Source organism: Pedobacter caeni, assembly GCF_900129215.1.
GTDB lineage: Bacteria > Bacteroidota > Bacteroidia > Sphingobacteriales > Sphingobacteriaceae > Pedobacter > Pedobacter caeni.
Map to the genome: position 1 here is coordinate 99,864 of NZ_FQUQ01000008.1, position 19,688 is coordinate 119,551.

A 19,688-nucleotide genomic window follows, 5' to 3' on the forward strand; every position below is an offset into this window, starting at 1 on the left:
GTTATCAACATGAAGAAATATCTTTTATTATTCATTTTAGCGCTTCCCTTATGTGGTTTTGCTCAAAATAGCATAAACAATTACAAATATGTACTGGTACCAGAAAAGTTCAGCTTCCTTAAGCAGAATGATCAGTACAGGTTAAACACATTGCTTAAATTACTCTTAGAAGAAAAGGGCTTTACCACTTATTTTGATAATTCTGAAGTACCTACTGAAATTGCCAATAATAAGTGTAATGCACTAAATGCAGATTTACTGGAAAAGAACGGAATGTTCAGTACCAACCTGACGTTTATACTAAAAGATTGTCAGGGAAATATCGTTTTTAAAAGCAAAGAAGGAAAAAGCAGGGAGAAAGAGTATAAAACATCTTACAACCTTGCATTGAGAGATGCATTCGACTCTTTGAAAGAAACTGAATATGCTTACAATGGAGCTAAAATTCAGCCTGTAGCACCAGCAGTGGTGCCAACTGTTGCCCCACCAGCTACAGTCCCGGTGGTTACACCGGCAGCAAAACCGATCGCCGAAGCCGCAGCTGCAACCACAGTTCAGCCTGTCGGAACCCTATATGCTCAGCCAACAGCTACCGGATTTCAACTCATAGATACCACACCAAAAGTAGTTTTAACTTTGCGTCTAAGCTCAGTAAATGATTACTTCATCGCGGAGAATGGAACGTCCAACGGGATCGTATTAAAAAAGAATGGAGACTGGTTTTTTGACTACTATAAAAATGGCAATCTTGTTTCTGAAAAACTGCTGATTAAATTTTAATATCAGCCGGATGAAAGTACCTGTTATTATAGTTGCCGCATTTTTCTTTTTATTTAAACCCGGGCTAATATTGGCCCAGCAGGGGCCTGCTGCCACAATGAAGAAACTATTCCTCTTACTGGACAAACCCAATGACCTCATCAACAAAGAAAACGAATGCTTTGCGAAGATGGATGGACTGGATGTACTTAAATTGAATAAGCCTTTTGTAAAGACCTACTTAACTCATCTAAAAAACACAGGGTTATTTTCCAGGGCTTATCTGGCAGCACAACATAAAGCCTATCAGGATTTAGAGAAAAGTATTTTAAAAGATGGAAGCGCCATTTTCAGAGACAGCGATATTTATACACTTAGTCAGGACCCTCCCAGCAGCAAGGAACTGTTGGCTTCATTGCAAAAATCCAGTCCGTTAATATCAGGGACCACAGCATTGATTACCCTGGTCTTTAAAAATTATCAGGGATACAAACTGATTTATAAGCTGGTGAAGGAAGGTGGCTATTGGCGGATTGACCAGATTAATGCGACATGATCACACTCCAGCCATTCGAAGAAGAAGATTTTCAGCGGTTGATCAGCTGGCTGGATAATGAAGAGCTATTGGTTCAGTTTGGCGGCCCCTTATTTTCTTTTCCATTGACATCTGCACAACTTCAGAACTATAAGAACGACAAAAGCAGACTTTCCTTTAAAGTGATTAGCCTGCCGGATCAGGAGGTTATTGGACATGCGGAGCTTTTTCCTTCAGATGAAGAGAAAACCATTAAAATATGCAGGGTTCTTATTGGAGCAGAAACAAAACGCGGACAGGGATCAGGACAACAGGTCATCAATGAACTGCTTAAAATTTCCTTCCTTCAACTGGGGAAGGAAAAAGTGGAACTCAATGTTTACGACTGGAATACAAATGCGATAAAATGCTATGAAAAAGCTGGCTTCATTTTAAATGCGAATAAAACCTCCCAGATGGTCATTAAAGGGAACACATGGACAGCAGTTAATATGAGCATTGATAAACAACATTGGATTTAAAAAAATGAATCCCGTACCTGCAATTTGCGTGATTGCCAAACCTCAACACTGAGCATATCTTTTAAAAAAATAAACCTGATTATTCAGGAACCGCATAAAAATCATTTAACGAATGTGTATATACACAGTAATCAACTGCAGTCTTCCAAATTCCTAATTTACTTAGGTTAGGAGCTGTTGCGGGAACCAGCATGACAGACCTTTTACCGTCTATCTTATACATCTTGTCTGCCGTTAACTGGCGATTGTCTAAGGCGGTATCGAAGTAGTACAGATATTCATAAACAAAATCCGTGTAGCCTCTTTTATCTACTTTATCTCTACTCAATAGCACCACACGGTCGTAGTTTTTACTGAGTGCCTCCTGAAATTCTACGCCGTTTAATGGTTTGCCATTTAAAACAGGCATGACATTGAACTGCCCGTCTAAAAACACCCATTTTCTGAGATCCTTAACGAAAACCTCCGTTACCACATGGCCAGGCGAGCTTTCCCTGGTCTCTGCATCTTTTGTCTTTATATAAAGTACCCTTGCCTTAAAACCATGCGCCATCAGTTGATCACGCAGGACGATCGAATAAGCAAAACAGGGGAAACGGTTTCCCTCCCGGACCTCGTTAAGAATAGAGATCGCATCATTACGTTTAGGGCTTTTATTACCATCATGTTTCCATTGGTGGTGAGTCCAATTCATCAGGGACAGGATTTTCTCTATATCAGTACGGTCATTAACCATCAGCTGACTGACCGGATACATCCTGCGCAAGGAATCAAAGTAAGCATGATTTGGTTTCTCAAAAAAGAACCTCATGTCTTTTCTTTTTGGCTCCTTACTAAAAGAAATCGGATTCCAGACAAAAGCCTCTGCAGTAATCAGGGTATGAGCCGGATCAGTATCTCCCATCTTTACATAGAAAGATTTGGTTTCCCCTATCTTAATTTTAAACTTAATACTGTCCTTATCTGTCCTGAAACCGACATTCTCATTTGAAGAATAGAGTTTCAGCTTCAGGGTGTCGTGTGCAATCTGTGGAGATATTCTCCACCGCTTTTCTTGCCAGTCTTTGCCAACAAGAATGTCGGCCTGATCCTTTTGTGCAAGAATAAGTGGTTCATTTCTATATCGGTTTTGAGCAATAGTTTGTTCCGAAAGAAAAGCAAGAAGGCCAGCAGCAATCAAAAAACGTATTTTCATAGAAAAAAATTATCCGTCAATATAATAATTAATCATTCTTCTGATCCAGGTATAGCTCTAATCTTCATTACCCACCATTCACATCTTTTAATTCCCTATGCCTGAATAAAACTTCAACAGAAAAATAATTAACTATTCCATTTTGCGTTTTACCTTTGTGATACAAAAGATCACTAATTTATGGAAAATTATTTTGACAGCCCATTTAAAGGAAAACTACTTTCAGAACAGGTTACCAACCCTAATATTATTGTAGGAAAATATAGCTATTATTCAGGATATTATCACGGTCACTCTTTTGATGACTGTGCCCGCTACCTTTCCCCCGACCACAATGATCGGGATCAATTGATCATTGGAAGCTATTGTTCTATTGGAACAGGTGCTTCCTTTATGATGAGTGGCAACCAGGGACACAGACATGACTGGATTTCTTCTTTTCCATTTTTTTTCATGGACGAAGAGCCCGCATTTTCGGGAGCCAGGAATGCTTACGAACCCGCAGGAGATACCGTAATTGGAAATGATGTCTGGATTGGGGCAGAAGCGATGATTATGGGTGGAATCCATATCGGACATGGTGCGCTCATTGGAAGCCGCGCATTGGTGACTAAAGATGTTGAACCTTATGCCATTGTTGGCGGAAATCCTGCAAAAGTAATCAGGAAACGTTTCAGCGAAGAGGAAATAACCATGCTCTTAACGATGTGCTGGTGGGACTGGCCAGTCGAAGAACTGAAGGAAGCGATGCCACTGCTTTGTTCCTCCGATATTTCAGGTTTGTTTGACCATTTTAAGCGCAAAGGCCTTTAGAGATGACCAAATAACCTTTACCTATTAAAAACAACCTCTTCTGCGGTATCCATGTCCGGTTGAATATTTGAGTTTGAGTGAACTTATTTTGAGTAAAATGAGGGAATGAACTAAAATCAAATATATTAAACCGCATAACACCAGTACTTTTGAATTTGGTCAAACTATTGCGTAATTTTGCACAACAAATGAATTGATTCAGGGTATTGGTTATTCCTGTATCGATTCCAATAACTAACAAGCATTTAATAACTTAAATAAAATAAATATGTCATCAGTAGAGACAACTTACGTTCCTTACAAAGTTAAGGACATTTCACTGGCAGAATGGGGTCGTAAAGAGATCGGATTAGCCGAAGCAGAGATGCCGGGCCTAATGTCATTACGCGAAGAATTCGGTCCTTCTAAACCATTAAAAGGTGCGCGCATCGCAGGATGTTTGCACATGACTATCCAGACTGCAGTTTTAATCGAGACTTTAGTTGAGCTGGGTGCTGAAGTAACCTGGTCATCATGTAATATCTTTTCTACTCAGGACCATGCTGCTGCTGCTATTGCTGCTGCAGGTATTCAGGTTTATGCCTGGAAAGGTCTTAATGAAGTAGATTTTGACTGGTGTATTGAGCAAACTTTACATTTCGGTCCGGAGCGTCAGCCTTTAAATATGATCTTAGACGATGGTGGTGATTTAACCAACATGGTATTTGATAAATATCCTGAGCTGATTGCTGCTATTAAAGGTTTATCTGAAGAAACCACTACAGGTGTTCACCGTCTGTATGAGCGCATGAAAAATGGTACGTTACATTTACCTGCGATCAACGTTAACGATTCAGTAACCAAATCTAAATTCGACAATAAATATGGCTGCCGTGAGTCATTGGTTGATGCGATCCGTCGTGCAACTGATGTAATGATGGCTGGTAAAGTTGCTGTTGTTGCAGGTTATGGTGATGTGGGTAAAGGTTCTGCGGAATCATTAAGCTCACAGGGTGTACGTGTAATCGTATCTGAAATTGACCCGATCTGTGCATTACAGGCAGCAATGGAAGGATATGAAGTGAAAAAATTCGCTACAGCAGTTAAAGAAGCCGACATCGTAGTTACTACTACCGGTAACTGTGATATCGTTCGTGCGGAGCACTTCAAACTGATGAAAGATAAAACCATCGTTTGTAACATTGGTCACTTCGATAATGAAATCGATGTTGCCTGGTTAAACACAAACTATGGTGATACTAAAATTGAGATCAAACCTCAGGTTGATAAATATACCATTGATGGTAAAGACATCATTCTGTTGGCTGAAGGACGTTTGGTAAACTTAGGTTGTGCTACAGGTCACCCAAGTTTTGTAATGTCTAACTCTTTCACCAACCAGACTTTAGCTCAGCTGGAGCTTTGGACAAATACAGATAAATATGAGAACAAAGTTTATGTTCTTCCTAAATATCTTGATGAAAAAGTTGCCCGTTTACACTTAGCTAAAATTGGTGTGGAACTGGATGTTTTAGATCAGCATCAGGCAGATTATATTGGTGTACCTGTTGAAGGTCCATTCAAACCAGAGGCTTACAGATACTAAGACTCTGCATAAATGTTATAAAAAAGGGAGCCTGTTTAAAAACAGGCTCCCTTTTTTATGGTGTTATTTTTTTAGAGTGTCGCATTAACGGATAAAGCAAATGTTCCCGGTAACCGCTCAAAAGCAGTCTTTTTACGGTACTGGATTAAATTTCTTCCTATTACACTCACCTTTAAATTCTTAAAGGTCCCTGAAGATTTTTGCTTTGCGATGTCGTATCCCAGCGCGATATAATTCAAATTTAAATAACTGGATCTCTCCTGAATTTTAGGAGAATAACGATATCTCGGGTCTGACAAAGTCGTGATGTGCTGATTCAGATAAGTATAACCATTGATATCCAAAGAGAAATCACGGTAGTAAAATTGATGTTGCATCCCCATCTGCAACCCTTGTCTGTTAATCTCGTTGTTCGCTGATGGCTCAATTCCTTTCATGACCGCTTTTTTCATATCATTCCGGTAAAGGCTCAAACCAGTGCTCCATTTAAAAGGTGTATTCCTTAGAATTCCGGCCGATGACCAGATTCTCCAGCCCTTCTCCCGGACAGGAAGAAAAATACCTGTTGGCTCCCCTCCCGATAATGACCATTCCAGGACTGTGGCGTAAGTTTCATTTCTGTACCAATCAGCAGACAGATGAAACCTATTGTTAAAGAAAGCGGTATTGATCCCGTAATTCTGCATCTTCATTTGATCAGCATTTGGAAAAATCATAGATCCATCTCCCCAGAAGCCTGTTTGTGCTACGGATACCGGGTTGCGATATTTCCCAAACGAAGCAAATAAACTGACCTCATCGATCACAACCACTTCTTTCAGGAATGCATTCTTCAAATTTACTCTTCCTGAATAATAAGGTGAATACAAAGCCTTATCCATAGGTTTAACTTTATCTCTGCGTATTCCGGTCTGCAGAAACAAAATGTCATAAAGGTTCACAGAAAAATCACCAATCCAGCTATGAACCCTGGTTTCACCGTCCCTTGTTCCATATTTGACCTGTTGCTCATTTGAACCAGTTTCTCCCGTTCCCCCCACGCTATAGATGGTATGGTTAAGCTGATCCTTCAGGTTCGCATGGACATACTGGTAGATTGCAGATCCTTTAAAAGTAACCCTTTCCTGATCCAGTTTAAAACTATAATTCAGGTTATTTAATATGGACAAACTGTTTTTACGGGCTGTAAACAAACTATCAGAATAAACACTTGCACCTGCCCCCTCACCAATGTAGCCGATTATTTTATGGATTCCATTATCAGACCTGCTGTTGTCTTTTAACAGGCTGAATTCGTTAACCAACCCTTTGACAGGACGAGCCCTGACGGTAAACAATCCATTCCAGTTTTTTTGATCTCTTTTATTATTTAGCTGAAAGGTGGAATATTTATTTGCAGAAGTAAAAAGTTCATTGCCAGTATACGGGGCATAATTTGCATTCGCACCGAGGCTCAGCCATTTCAAAGGCTCGTATCTTAGATTTCCGCTCAATTGAAGCTGTGCATCACGTTCTGACATGCGCTCATGGAAATAACCACTGCGATAAGTTGCTGAGCCCCTCCAGGCTAATTTATCAAGTCCCTGAGATAGGGCAACATGGTAACTCTGGGGATAATTGTGTTTTTGTTCGCCATTCTCTTTAAAAGAACTGACACCCGCCTGAACATTTACATCTGTAGAAAGGGACTGATTCAAGCCTGCTGTTTTTGTACTGATCAGCAATACTCCATCCCTGGAATTCCAGATCCCGAACTTGCTGCCCAGTCCCCCGCGATAGTAGGCAACCTCTTCTATGTTATTAATATTGATCACATCAATATTATCCCAAACAAATCCATCTACAACAAACAGCAATTCCATACGTTGAAAAGCCAGACCTCTCTGATTCAAACCAGGTAAGCGGCCCAGCAGCGCTTCCATTAATTTACCAGAAGGAAAATTTCTCAGCTCCTCTGCCTTAATGATCACGTCCGGTTTATTAATCCAGGCATCTTTATTTGGGGATGACACCACCGTGTCCTGAGCCATACCCCGGAGCGAAAGCAGGGATATGCCTATAAGAAAGAGCATTTTCTTCATACTGGTTTTTTATTTTTCCGGCAAAGATAAAAAAAAGCATGAATGGTTAATTTTAAATTAAAACAATAGCAGGATCAGGAACTATGCCCCGGTAGGGTGCTCGCATTTCCATCTCTGATCGCCTGATAATGTGGCGACATGATCTCTACTCCAGCTGCGTCAAAAGCCTCATGAATATTTTTGTGAAGTTCAGAGTAAATCAAAGCCATGATTTCCGGTTTCTCCACATAGGCATTTACCTGATAAGATACGTACCAATCGTCCAGACTCGTTTGCAATACGAAAGGTTGCTTTCCTTTAATTACCCCTTCAGTTGCCAATGCCGCATTGATCAGCAGGCCATGGATCGTCTGCCAGGGAATATCATATCCCAGTGTAAGGGTAGAATGAATGATCAAGCCTTCATTGGCACATAAACTGGTATAATTAACCGTATTTCCATTCAGAATTGCACTGTTTGGAATGGTAATGATTTCATTTTTGATCGTTTTTAACCGGGTAACAAGCAAAGATTTTTCGAGTACTGCTCCGGTGATGTCTCCTATTTTAACCACATCGCCAATTTTAAAAGGCCGCATATAAGTAATCACCATCCCTGCTACTCCATTACTGATTGCTGAAGAAGAACCGAAAGAGATCAAAAGCCCTAAAAATACAGACACCCCTTTAAAGATCTCTGAATTAGAGCCTGGAATAAATGGCCAGATCACCACCAGCATAAATGCATTCAGGACAATTTTAACAATGTTATAAGTCGGTTTCGCCCAATCGGGATAAAAACCATTCACCTTGAGTTTCTCTGTTTCTATTTCATCTGCCAGGAATTTAATCCCCTTTTTAATGTAATGAAAGACAAAAAAGATCACTACGATGGTAATCATATTGGGGATGAAATTGATCATCGCACTGAATATATTCTTCAGTGGATTCAGGACAAAACTGATCAGGCTATCCCCCCAGGGTTTCGTCCATGGAAAAAGTCGGAATACCAGTGGAAGGGTAATATAGATCAGTAAAAAGATCAGCAGAAATTTAAGCAGGTTCAACAACCTGCCTATCAGTAACAATTCGCTTCTCTTGTTGATCAGCTCATAATCTTTGATTTTAATGTTTCCGATCCTTTTCTGGAGCTTCACGCTGATCCAGGCACGAAAACGGTTGGAGTACTTATTTAAGTAGAAGATAGAAGCACCCAGGGTCAGTAAGATCAGTAAGCCCAAACCTGCACGCTTTAAAAGCTCGGTAACATCAGTCTCACTTTTGTATTCTTTTACATTTTTCACAATGATCTGCTGGTATGTTTTTGCCAGTACAGCTCTATCCATTCGTACAGAATCTGCATCAGCCTTAGACAAACTGATCAGAATGTTTCCTTTGTATACCAGATCGGTCACCACAGAATCATCCTCAATCTTCACAGAATCTGCCACGAAAAGAAGATCTTCTGCCAGTTTCTCCACTTTTTCTGAAGTCCTTGCGGCCCTTTCCGAAGCGGATAAAGAACCCAGCCTGTTTTTGATATGAAATAAAGTATCCTGATGGACAATAACAGGATATCCTTTCAGGTCAACCTTAGTTTCCTGGGCATGGAGCGTGCTTTGTAAACCCAACAGGCATAGAAATGTAAAAAGCGTTTTTGTGAACATTGATGTAAGAAATTATCGTGATTGCTAACAGCAAAATAAGGAAATAATCTACTATTTTTACGTCATGGCAAAATTATCTGTAAACATCAATAAAATTGCGACACTAAGAAATAGTCGTGGGGGAAATAATCCGGATTTAGTAAAGGTAGCGTTAGACTGTGAACGCTTTGGAGCAGAGGGGATCACCGTACATCCACGACCAGATGAAAGACATATCCGCTATCAGGATGTGTTCGATCTGAAAGCCGTAATTGCTACAGAATTTAACATTGAAGGCAATTGCAGGGAGCAAAAATTTGTGGACCTGGTATTGGCCAATAAGCCTGCACAGGTTACCCTGGTACCGGATGCTGAAGGTCAGATCACTTCCAATCATGGTTGGGATACGATTAAAAATCAGGCTTATCTAAAGGAAATGACCAGCTTATTTCAGGCTGCAGGAATCAGGGTTTCTATCTTTGTAGATCCGGTGACCGAAATGATCGATGCTGCCGCAGAAAGTGGTACAGACCGCATCGAGTTGTATACCGAAGATTATGCCCGCAATTTCCAGCGCAACCGGGAGCAGGCCATCGCTCCATATGTTTCCGCAGCAGAAAGGGCCAATGAACTGGGTCTTGGCATCAACGCAGGTCATGATCTTGACCTTCAAAACCTGAGCTATTTTGCAGCAAATATCCCGGGATTACTGGAAGTCAGTATCGGCCATGCCTTAATCAGTGATGCCCTGTACCTTGGATTAGAAAACACAGTTCAAATGTATTTAAGACAACTAAAAAACTAAATTTCCGATAAGAACATCATCAAAATTTTATATTAATGAAAAACTCAACTTTATTAACCATCTCCGCAATTTTCCTATTCTTTATCGCCGGTTGTAAAGGTGGTGGTGGCAATCTGGATGAAGGTACTGCTACGGATGTAATTGCTGCACACCTTAAAACAAACCCTGAATTTGAAAGTGTCCGGATTAATGTCGGAGAAATGAAATTCAAAAGTAAAAATGATAAACTGGAGCTGGAAAAATACAAAGGTTTACAAGGGAAAGGCCTGGTAGAAATGACCTTACAGGATCAGAAAAAGAAGTTCCTGTCTAAAGACAGCGTTTACATCTATCAGGTTTCATTAACAGACAAATCAAAACCTTATGTCCTTAAACAGGATGAGTCAAAGGCCACCCTCCGCGTACTTGATTATGTGTTGGATCCTGAAAAGCCCATCACCCTGATCAAAGGAGATTCCAGAGTTGCCAGGGTAACTGTATCGCTGAAAAAGGAACAGAATGATTTCGCTATTTTCCTGAAAGACAAGGGAACAGCAAGTAATTTCATCACTAAAACCTATAAATTAAAGTTCAAAAAAGAAGAGGGCTGGGTACTGGTCGGAGATTAGTTTTATAAACAGTTTTAGGCTTAGAGCTAAGGGGATTTTTTATTACCTTTGCGGAACTTTTTATATATAGATTTCATGAGCTTAAATATTCATTACAAAGAAGACTTTAAAGATCGTCACATTGCCCCTAACACTGAGGATGTGAATGCCATGTTGCACACCCTTGGATTGGGTTCTGTTGACGAATTGATAGAACAAACCGTTCCTCAAAAGATCCGGTTGAAACAGCCATTGAACCTGCCGCAGGCGAAATCTGAAAAAGATTACCTGAGCAGCTTAAAACAAACTGCTTCTTTAAACAAGGTTTTCAAATCTTATATCGGTCAGGGATATTATGACACAACAACTCCGGGTGTCATCTTACGTAACGTAATGGAAAACCCGGGATGGTATACGCAATACACGCCTTATCAGGCAGAGATCGCACAAGGTCGTTTACAGGCATTGTTAAACTTCCAGACCTTAGTGATTGACCTTACAGGTATGGAAATTGCAAATGCGTCTCTATTAGACGAAGGTACTGCTGCGGCTGAAGCCATGTTCATGCAATTCAGCTTACGCAAAAACCAGGCTGCAAAGAAATTCTTCGTTTCTGAATTACTTTTCCCACAAACTATTGACATTTTAAAAACCCGTGCCAATCCTTTTGGTATTGAGTTAGTAATAGGTGATCACCAGACCACAGTACTTAATGACGAGTTCTTTGGTGCGATCATCCAATATCCAGCCGGTAACGGTGAAGTATTTGATTATACTGATTTCGCACAGAAAGCACACAACCTGAACGTAAAAGTAACTGTTGTTGCAGATCTTCTGAGCTTAACTTTATTGACTCCTCCGGGAGAATGGGGAGCTGACATTGTGGTAGGTACTACCCAACGTTTTGGTGTACCTATGGGCTTTGGTGGTCCTCATGCAGCATATTTCGCAACTAAAGATGAGTACAAACGTTCTATTCCGGGACGTATCATCGGGGTAACGATCGATAGCAATAACAACTATGCTTTACGTATGGCCCTTCAAACAAGGGAACAACATATCCGTAGAGATAAAGCAACTTCAAACATCTGTACTGCACAGGCGCTATTGGCTATTATGGCTGGTTTCTATGCAGTTTATCATGGCCCTAAAGGCTTAAAATTAATCGCTGAACGTACACACGGACTGGCTGTTACTTTAGCTGAATCATTAGAAAAAGCAGGTTACACCCAACTGAATAAAATTTACTTTGATACCATCCAGTTAGATCTTGGTAACCTGGTAGATTCTATCCACAGAGAATGTATTGACAATGAAATCAACCTGAACTACAAAGGCAGCGTAGTGACCATCGCTTTAGATGAGACGACTGCAATCGAAGATGTTCAGTTACTGGTAAAGATCTTCTCTAAAGTAAAAGGTATCGCTGCTGATGCAGTAGAACTGGCTGATGAAAATGTAGAAACTGTTATTCCAACAGCACTTCAACGTACTTCAGCTTACTTAGGTCATCCGGTATTTAACGCACACCATTCAGAACATGAAATGCTGCGTTACATTAAATCTCTGGAAGCAAAAGACCTTTCACTTTGTCATTCTATGATCGCTTTAGGTTCATGTACCATGAAACTAAATGCAACGACTGAAATGATCCCTGTAACCTGGCCGGAATTTGGAAGAATCCATCCATTTGCTCCTGCTGATCAGGTTGCCGGTTACTATACTGTATTTAATGAACTTGACAGATGGCTCAGTGAAATCACTGGATTCGCTGCCATGAGTTTACAGCCAAATGCTGGTGCTCAGGGTGAATATGCGGGTTTAATGGTGATCAGAGCTTACCATCAGGACCGTGGTGATCATCACCGTAACATTGCTTTAATTCCTTCTTCCGCACACGGAACCAACCCTGCATCTGCAGCGATGGCAGGAATGAAAATCATCATCGTAAAATCTCTTGAAAACGGAAATATTGATGTTGATGATTTAAAAGCCAAAGCAGAAGAGAACAAAGAAAACCTTTCCTGCTTAATGGTGACTTATCCATCTACACATGGTGTATTCGAGGAAAGCATTATCGACATCTGTAACATCATCCATGAAAATGGCGGACAAGTATATATGGATGGTGCCAATATGAATGCTCAGGTAGGATTAACCAGCCCGGGTAATATCGGTGCTGACGTTTGTCACCTTAACTTACACAAAACATTCTGTATCCCTCACGGTGGCGGTGGCCCTGGTATGGGTCCGATCGGTGTGGCTAAACACCTGGTTCCTTACTTGCCAGCTCACTCGGTAGTAGACATCAGCAAAGAGAAATCTATTCCTGCTGTTTCTTCTGCTCCATGGGGTTCAGCATCGATCTTAGTGATCTCTCATGCTTACATTGCGATGATGGGCGGCGAAGGTTTAACCAGCGCAACCAAACATGCAATTCTTAACGCAAACTATATGAAAGCGCGTTTAGAGCAGCATTATCCGGTATTATATTCAGGTGCTAACGGACGTTGTGCACACGAAATGATCCTGGATTGCAGAGCTTTCAAAAACTTCGGAATTGAAGTGGTAGATATTGCAAAACGTTTGATGGATTATGGCTTCCATGCACCTACAGTATCTTTCCCGGTTGCAGGAACGCTAATGGTAGAGCCTACAGAAAGTGAGCCTAAGCATGAGCTGGACAGGTTCTGTGATGCTTTAATTGCCATCAGAAAAGAAGTAGGCGCAGTTGAAAACGGAAATTCAGACAAAACAGATAACCCATTGAAAAACGCACCACACACAGCTACGGTTGTAACGGGTGATGAATGGAACCATAGCTACAGCAGACAAACTGCTGCATTCCCGCTTCCTTATGTTGCGGCCTATAAATTCTGGCCTTCAGTAGGTAGGGTGAATGACTCTTTTGGCGATAGGTCACTGGTATGTGCTTGTCCTCCGATTGAAAGCTATATGGAAGAAGAAACCGTTTAAAATATCGGAAACAGTTAAACCTTTTAATATATTTATCATCTGAATATATTAAAAGGTCTAAACTGACCGGAGCATAAAAAAACCACAAACCATTAAACATGAAATTAAAATTAACTTCCCTGGCCTTACTGATTGTAGTAATTGCCTCATCGGCTTTTATAGCCCCCGTATTTAAAGCAGATACTTATAAAGTTGACGCTTCAAAATCTTCCATCACCTGGGTAGGTAAAAAATTAACAGGAAGTCATAATGGTACCATCGACCTTCAGTCGGGTTCCCTGTCTTTCAACGGAAAAAAATTAGCCGGTGGTAATTTCGTGATTGACATGACTACAATTAAGGATGCTGATAAAAGCGCAAACTTAGAAAAGCACTTAAAAGCAGACGATTTTTTCGGAACGGATAAATTTGCAACCTCTACATTCACGATCAAAAAAGTAGCCGGTAACGGAAACACAGTAAATGTAACTGGTGATTTAACCATCAAAGGAATTACGACTTCGATCACTTTCCCGGCTACCTTAGCATGGAATGCGGATGGCTCTGTGACTGCTTCAGCAGACAAAGTAAGCGTTGACAGAACTAAATTCGGAATTAAATACAAGTCCAAAAGCATCTTCCCTGATGTAGGCGACAAGATGATAAACGATGAATTTGAACTTGCAATTAAACTGGTAGCTAAAAAATAGTTCGTTTAATTTCATTTAAAAAAAGGCCATTATTGTATAATGGCCTTTTTTTTGTAACATAATAGATATTAGTCCTGCCATTTATACATATTTTATAACTTTATAGTTACACAAAAAATTTACCGTTACGCATTGACCTCTATGATGACCTCAAAAATTAAGCTACTTGTAATTGATGATGACGACATCAATATTTTCATCATAAAAAAAATAGTAGAAAAAACGGGGTACAACGTTGAAATGATCTCTAAAACAAACGGGCAGATCGCGATCGATTACCTTGCAGGAGTGGTCAGCTCAGGAGATGCGCTTCCACAGCTGATTCTTATTGACATCAATATGCCCGTGCTGAATGGCTGGGAGTTTCTGGAGGCCTACGAGAAATTAGGAATTCCTCAAAAAGTAGACATGTATATGCTTTCGTCTTCCGTATATGAAAACGATATTGAAAAGGCAAAGACCTATACTACAGTTAAAGGATTTATTTCGAAACCACTGTCTATAGAAAGACTGACAGAATTATTGAAGCTGGTAGAACGGCAGATTAATGAATCTTAAACTGCCCTTCATTGTAAGTCACAAAACCTGTAGCCCTGGATTTTCCATGATAAAACAGACAATTCCAGTTTTCTAAGGCTGCTTTCTGTCCGAATTCTTCCCTGAGTTCCATGGCTTTCCTACCGTCAAAGTCATACTTGGCAATAAACTTTCTCAATAACTCTTCCGGTTCCGGTAACACGTCACCACCAAAGAATACTTTATCCGTTCCATCGTCCAGCAGGAAAGTCTGGTGAAAAGGGGTATGTGCTCCTGTAAGCTCATAACTGATCTCAAGTGTCAGTTGCCCTGAGCCTTCGATGAAATTCAATTGTGCATTCCGCTGTAAGAATTCAAAAATTTCTGTTTTATAGGAAGAAGAAGAATTCGTAAACGCACTCTCCCATTCTCCGCGCTGAATCACATATACTGCATCAGGAAAACTCAGATCAACCTTGTCTCCTACCTGGTGGATCATCCCGCCGGAATGGTCAAAATGTAAATGAGACATGAGCACCATTGTCACCTCTTCCGGCTTAAACCCTGCTTTTTTAATGTTTTCGTGCAAAATCAACTGCCCTTTTTCATTACTGTAGCCCAAGCCGGTATCAAACAAGACCAGCTCCTTACCTAACTTTACCAGGAAAGGCTGAACATGAATAAACAAAGAAGCCGGACGGTCTTTAGGGTTGTCCGTTTCCGAATTAAAAGGAAGGAATTTTTTAGTCGCATCTACGGAATAAGATCCTTCATATAAAGTGAAAACTTGCAATGGCGTAGTTATTAGTAAGAAGAAATAATTTAATGATATATTTACGAATCGTTGCAAAGATAGAGAACCTGCAGGAACTTATCGCTTAAAAACACAAGCAAGAGGTTCATAGCAGCGTCATAACCGCGCAAGGAAGCCTCAGCAGCCCGGAAGAGCCGGCCGGCAAAACCAAATAATCCAACAAAAAAAGAGAATAACCACTAATGGAAAAAAGATGGGTGCAAGTTGTACAGGGGAATAAAGAAACAACAGATTTGCTTGCACAGCAATTAAATATAGACCACAGCTTAGCACAGATATTAGTACAGAGGGACATTTCAACCTTTGAGGAAGCGAAAGATTTTTTCAGGCCGCAAATGGCACAATTGCATGATCCTTTCCTGATGAAAGACATGGATAAGGCGATCGTCAGAATTGATATGGCCCTCAGTAATCATGAAAAGATACTCGTATATGGCGACTACGATGTTGATGGAACGACTTCCGTAGCCCTGGCTTATAGCTTCTTTAGCCAGTTTACAGAAAACATTGAATATTATATTCCCGACCGGCATAAAGAAGGATACGGCATATCTACACAAGGGATAGATTATGCCCATAAAAACGGACAAACTCTCATTATTGCCCTGGATTGCGGGATCAAGTCGGTGGATAAAGTCGCTTATGCAAATTCGCTGGGTATCGATTTTATCATCTGCGACCATCACCTTCCGGGAGATGAATTGCCCGCAGCAGCAGCCTTACTTGACCCTAAGCGGAACGATTGCCCCTACCCTTTTAAAGAATTGGCTGGTTGCGGGATCGGGTTTAAACTGGCACAGGCCTATTGTATCCGCCATGAACTTCCCGCAGAAAGATATGAGCAATATTTAGACCTGGTAATGGTCAGTATCGCAGCAGATATTGTTCCTGTAGAAGATGAGAACAGAATATTGGCCTACCATGGGCTGATCAAACTGAACAAGAATCCCTGCATGGGACTAAAGGCATTAATGGACATCTCCGGAAAAAATAAGGATTATACCCTTACCGATGTGATTTTTGTACTGGCACCCAGGATCAATGCCGCCGGCAGGATGGACCATGCCAATGAAGCAGTAAAAATGTTATTGTGTGCAGAAGACAGCATTGCCCTTTCTCAAAGCGAATTCATCAACCAGCAGAATACAGACCGCAAAGTCTCAGACCAGAACATCACGGCCGAAGCACTGGCTTTGATTGCAGACTGTGAGATCCTGATCAACAAAAAAACCACTGTAGTTTATCATGAAAGCTGGAATAAAGGCGTGATTGGTATCGTGGCCTCCCGTCTGACAGAAAAATATTACCGTCCCACCATTGTGCTGACGGAATCCAATGGTTTACTCACCGGCTCCGCACGTTCTGTAGCCGGTTTTGATCTTTATGAAGCTTTACTTGGTTGCGAAGATTTGCTGGTACAGTTTGGCGGCCATAAATTCGCCGCAGGCCTCACCATGAAGCCGGAGAATATTGATGCTTTTTCAGAAAGATTTGAAAACATTGTTGCAGCCACCATTACTGACGACCTCTTATGCCCTGAAATTAAGATAGATACTGAGATTCATTTTTCACAGATTGACGGTAAATTTCAACGTATTATCTCTCAAATGGCACCTTTTGGGCCACATAATCCGGCACCTGTTTTTGTAACGCATAACGTAAGTCTGGTAGCAAAACCTTATGTTGTGGCGACAAAACATTTAAAATTGAATGTAAAACAACAAAATTCAGCTATTTTTGAAAGCATTGGATTTGGCCTGGCAGAGTTTGAAACACTTTTACAACCAAACCAGCCTTTTTCTATTTGTTATACAATAGAAGAAAATATCTGGAAAGAACAGAGACGTTTGCAATTGAATATTAAAGGGATTAAGATATAAATGATATTAAGAGCTGAAAATCTAATCAAAAAATACAAACAGAGAACCGTAGTAAATGACGTTTCATTTTCTGTGAGCCAAGGGGAAATTGTAGGTTTACTTGGACCTAACGGAGCGGGAAAAACGACCTCATTCTATATGATTGTCGGCTTGATCAAACCCAATGAAGGCACTATTTTTTTAGATGATGAGGACATCACCTCTGATGCCATGTACAAAAGGGCACAGAAAGGGATTGGTTACCTCGCACAGGAAGCTTCGGTATTCCGTAAACTATCCGTCGAAGATAACATTATGGCCATCCTGGAGATGACTAAGATGAACAAAGAAGAACGTCATGAGAAACTGGAAGAACTCATCAGTGAATTCAGTTTACATAAAGTACGTAAAAACCGCGGTGACCTGCTTTCAGGTGGGGAACGCCGGAGAACAGAAATTGCAAGGGCATTGGCTGCAAATCCTAATTTCATCCTGCTGGATGAGCCTTTTGCAGGGGTCGATCCGATTGCGGTAGAAGAGATCCAAAGCATTGTAGCGAAATTAAAACAAAAAAATATAGGCATCTTAATTACCGACCATAACGTGCAGGAAACACTTTCCATCACCGACAGGGCTTATTTACTATTTGAAGGTAAAATATTAGAATCCGGAACACCAGAAGTCCTCGCTGCCAATGAGATGGTAAGAAGAGTATATCTGGGATCAAACTTCGTGCTCCGTACTAAAAAACTATAACCCTTATTCACCGTAACAGATGGCAATTGTAAATTCGATTTTTACCTGGTATATGAAAAAGCGCGTTCATCAGATCGAGCTTTTCATGAAATACCCGCATGATGTACAGGAAGAATGGTTTCAGAAACTGATTTCCAGCGCAGCGGATACAGAATGGGGGATGAAATACGAATACCGCTCCATTCTTTCCCCGAAACAATTTAAGCAAAGGGTTCCCATACAAAATTATGATACCCTGAAACCTTATATCGAACGGATGCTCAAAGGAGAACAAAACATCCTTTGGCCATCGGAAATAAAGTGGTTCGCAAAATCTTCAGGTACAACCAGCGACAGGAGTAAATTTATTCCGGTATCGGAAGAATCTTTGCAGGAATGCCATTTCAAAGGAGGTAAAGACCTTTTATCCATCTTTTGCAATAACCGTCCCGACAATCAGATCCTGACGGGAAAGGGCCTGGTCCTTGGTGGAAGCCATCAGATCAACCAGCTCAATGAAGATTCCTTTTATGGCGATCTTTCTGCGGTACTGATCAAAAACCTGCCGATGTGGGCAGAATATTACCGCACACCAAACATTTCCATCGCACTCATGGACAACTATGAGGAGAAGATGGAAAAAATGGCTGAGGCCACCATCAAAGAAAATGTGACCAATATTGCAGGGGTGCCGACCTGGACGATTGTCCTGGCAAAAAAGGTGCTGGAAATGACCGGAAAGCAGAACCTGCTGGAAGTCTGGCCAAACCTGGAACTATACATTCATGGTGCCGTAAATTTCAAGCCTTACAGAGAGCAGTTCAGAGAATTGATTCCCTCTAGTGAAATGTATTACCTGGAAACTTATAATGCTTCTGAGGGCTTCTTTGGCATTCAGGATGAAGTCAATTCCGATGAACTACTGTTGATGCTGGATTACGGTATTTATTATGAATTCCTGCCCATCGAGCAATTAGAAGACGAAAATCCGGATACCTTATCCCTGGATCAGGTACAGTTAAATAAAAATTACGCCATTATCATCTCTACCAACGGAGGTCTATGGCGCTATATGATCGGCGATACTATTCAATTCACCAGTCTTTCCCCCTACCGCATTAAAATTACCGGAAGGACCAAACATTTCATCAATGCTTTTGGAGAGGAAGTGATCATCGACAATGCAGAACAGGCCATTTGTAAGGCATGTACCGAAACGGGAGCTGTTTTCAAGGATTATACCGCTTGTCCTATTTATTTTAAAGGGGAAGAAGTGGGAGGCCATGAATGGATCATCGAATTTGATCAGCAACCCAACGACTTTGAAAAATTTGTAGACATCCTAGACCAGACCCTTCGGGAGGTCAATTCTGATTATGATGCAAAACGTTTTAAAGACATGGCGTTACGCCGGCCAAAAGTCCACAATGCTCCTTACAACACGTTCTACAACTGGTTAAAGTCTAAAGGAAAATTGGGCGGGCAACATAAAGTACCGAGATTGGCCAACGAACGGACTTATGTGGACGAAATATTGCCTATGATGAAGTAAAAAGAATTTTTCGGCATAACCCCATTGTAAATCAGCTTTTA

17 protein-coding genes are annotated in these 19,688 nt (G+C 40.9%); 13 read left to right on the forward strand and 4 right to left on the reverse strand.

Features of this window, described 5'->3' with window-relative positions:
- Positions 1-9: 9 nt before the first annotated feature.
- The 3 genes from BUC20_RS31005 to BUC20_RS31015 are packed head-to-tail and all read left to right on the forward strand — an operon-like array spanning position 10 to position 1,815.
- The gene (locus BUC20_RS31005; RefSeq protein ID WP_073237930.1) at positions 10-780 is read left to right on the forward strand and encodes a hypothetical protein; all 771 of its coding nucleotides are present in this window, start codon (positions 10-12) and stop codon (positions 778-780) included.
- A 10-nt stretch (positions 781-790) separates the two neighbouring features.
- On the forward strand, positions 791-1,315 hold the full coding sequence (locus tag BUC20_RS31010; RefSeq protein WP_073237933.1) for a hypothetical protein: 525 nt from the start codon (positions 791-793) through the stop codon (positions 1,313-1,315).
- A complete protein-coding gene (locus BUC20_RS31015; protein WP_073237936.1) occupies positions 1,312-1,815 on the forward strand; it encodes a GNAT family N-acetyltransferase in 504 nt (167 codons plus the stop codon). Before BUC20_RS31010 ends, BUC20_RS31015 begins: the two co-directional genes overlap by 4 nt.
- 79 nt (positions 1,816-1,894) lie before the next feature.
- On the opposite strand, the gene BUC20_RS31020 is transcribed toward BUC20_RS31015, so the two are convergent.
- Complete coding sequence (locus tag BUC20_RS31020; protein WP_073237939.1) at positions 1,895-3,010, reverse strand: transglutaminase domain-containing protein; 1,116 nt, start codon at positions 3,008-3,010, stop codon at positions 1,895-1,897.
- A 180-nt stretch (positions 3,011-3,190) separates the two neighbouring features.
- On the opposite strand from BUC20_RS31020, the gene catB reads away from it, so the two are divergent.
- The gene (gene catB, locus BUC20_RS31025; RefSeq protein WP_073237943.1) at positions 3,191-3,823 is read left to right on the forward strand and encodes a type B chloramphenicol O-acetyltransferase; all 633 of its coding nucleotides are present in this window, start codon (positions 3,191-3,193) and stop codon (positions 3,821-3,823) included.
- A 268-nt stretch (positions 3,824-4,091) separates the two neighbouring features.
- Positions 4,092-5,408, forward strand: coding sequence for an adenosylhomocysteinase (ahcY, locus tag BUC20_RS31030; RefSeq protein ID WP_073237946.1), 1,317 nt, complete (start codon positions 4,092-4,094; stop codon positions 5,406-5,408).
- A gap of 71 nt (positions 5,409-5,479) precedes the next feature.
- Here ahcY and BUC20_RS31035 read toward each other — a convergent pair whose 3' ends face one another.
- Complete coding sequence (locus BUC20_RS31035) at positions 5,480-7,489, reverse strand: TonB-dependent receptor (protein ID WP_073237949.1); 2,010 nt, start codon at positions 7,487-7,489, stop codon at positions 5,480-5,482.
- A gap of 74 nt (positions 7,490-7,563) precedes the next feature.
- The gene (locus tag BUC20_RS31040; protein ID WP_073237951.1) at positions 7,564-9,135 is read right to left on the reverse strand and encodes a mechanosensitive ion channel family protein; all 1,572 of its coding nucleotides are present in this window, start codon (positions 9,133-9,135) and stop codon (positions 7,564-7,566) included.
- Between the two features lie 64 nt (positions 9,136-9,199).
- On the opposite strand from BUC20_RS31040, the gene BUC20_RS31045 reads away from it, so the two are divergent.
- The 5 genes from BUC20_RS31045 (at position 9,200) to BUC20_RS31065 (ending at position 14,729) form a co-directional block, all read left to right on the forward strand.
- Positions 9,200-9,919, forward strand: coding sequence for a pyridoxine 5'-phosphate synthase (locus BUC20_RS31045; RefSeq protein WP_073237954.1), 720 nt, complete (start codon positions 9,200-9,202; stop codon positions 9,917-9,919).
- Between the two features lie 35 nt (positions 9,920-9,954).
- Positions 9,955-10,527 (forward strand): hypothetical protein, encoded by a 573-nt coding sequence (locus BUC20_RS31050; RefSeq protein ID WP_073237957.1) that lies wholly within the window; start codon positions 9,955-9,957, stop codon positions 10,525-10,527.
- 75 nt (positions 10,528-10,602) lie between these two features.
- Positions 10,603-13,482 carry an aminomethyl-transferring glycine dehydrogenase gene (gene gcvP / locus BUC20_RS31055; protein WP_073237959.1) on the forward strand — a complete coding sequence of 960 codons (2,880 nt, stop codon included), beginning with the start codon at positions 10,603-10,605 and terminating at the stop codon, positions 13,480-13,482.
- 98 nt (positions 13,483-13,580) lie between these two features.
- Positions 13,581-14,171, forward strand: coding sequence for a YceI family protein (locus BUC20_RS31060; protein WP_073237961.1), 591 nt, complete (start codon positions 13,581-13,583; stop codon positions 14,169-14,171).
- Between the two features lie 141 nt (positions 14,172-14,312).
- Entirely contained in the window at positions 14,313-14,729 is a 417-nt protein-coding gene (locus BUC20_RS31065) for a response regulator (protein ID WP_073237964.1), read from the forward strand.
- On the opposite strand, the gene BUC20_RS31070 is transcribed toward BUC20_RS31065, so the two are convergent.
- On the reverse strand, positions 14,716-15,480 hold the full coding sequence (locus BUC20_RS31070) for an MBL fold metallo-hydrolase (protein ID WP_073237967.1): 765 nt from the start codon (positions 15,478-15,480) through the stop codon (positions 14,716-14,718). The two genes, BUC20_RS31065 and BUC20_RS31070, sit on opposite strands and share 14 nt — an antisense overlap.
- A gap of 203 nt (positions 15,481-15,683) precedes the next feature.
- Between BUC20_RS31070 and recJ the strand changes: the two genes are divergently transcribed.
- The 3 genes from recJ to BUC20_RS31085 are packed head-to-tail and all read left to right on the forward strand — an operon-like array spanning position 15,684 to position 19,647.
- Complete coding sequence (gene recJ / locus BUC20_RS31075) at positions 15,684-17,381, forward strand: single-stranded-DNA-specific exonuclease RecJ (RefSeq protein ID WP_073237970.1); 1,698 nt, start codon at positions 15,684-15,686, stop codon at positions 17,379-17,381.
- A complete protein-coding gene (gene lptB, locus BUC20_RS31080) occupies positions 17,382-18,116 on the forward strand; it encodes an LPS export ABC transporter ATP-binding protein (RefSeq protein ID WP_073237973.1) in 735 nt (244 codons plus the stop codon). It begins immediately after the preceding gene.
- A gap of 19 nt (positions 18,117-18,135) precedes the next feature.
- Positions 18,136-19,647 carry a GH3 auxin-responsive promoter family protein gene (locus BUC20_RS31085; RefSeq protein WP_073237976.1) on the forward strand — a complete coding sequence of 504 codons (1,512 nt, stop codon included), beginning with the start codon at positions 18,136-18,138 and terminating at the stop codon, positions 19,645-19,647.
- Positions 19,648-19,688 lie beyond the last annotated feature (41 nt).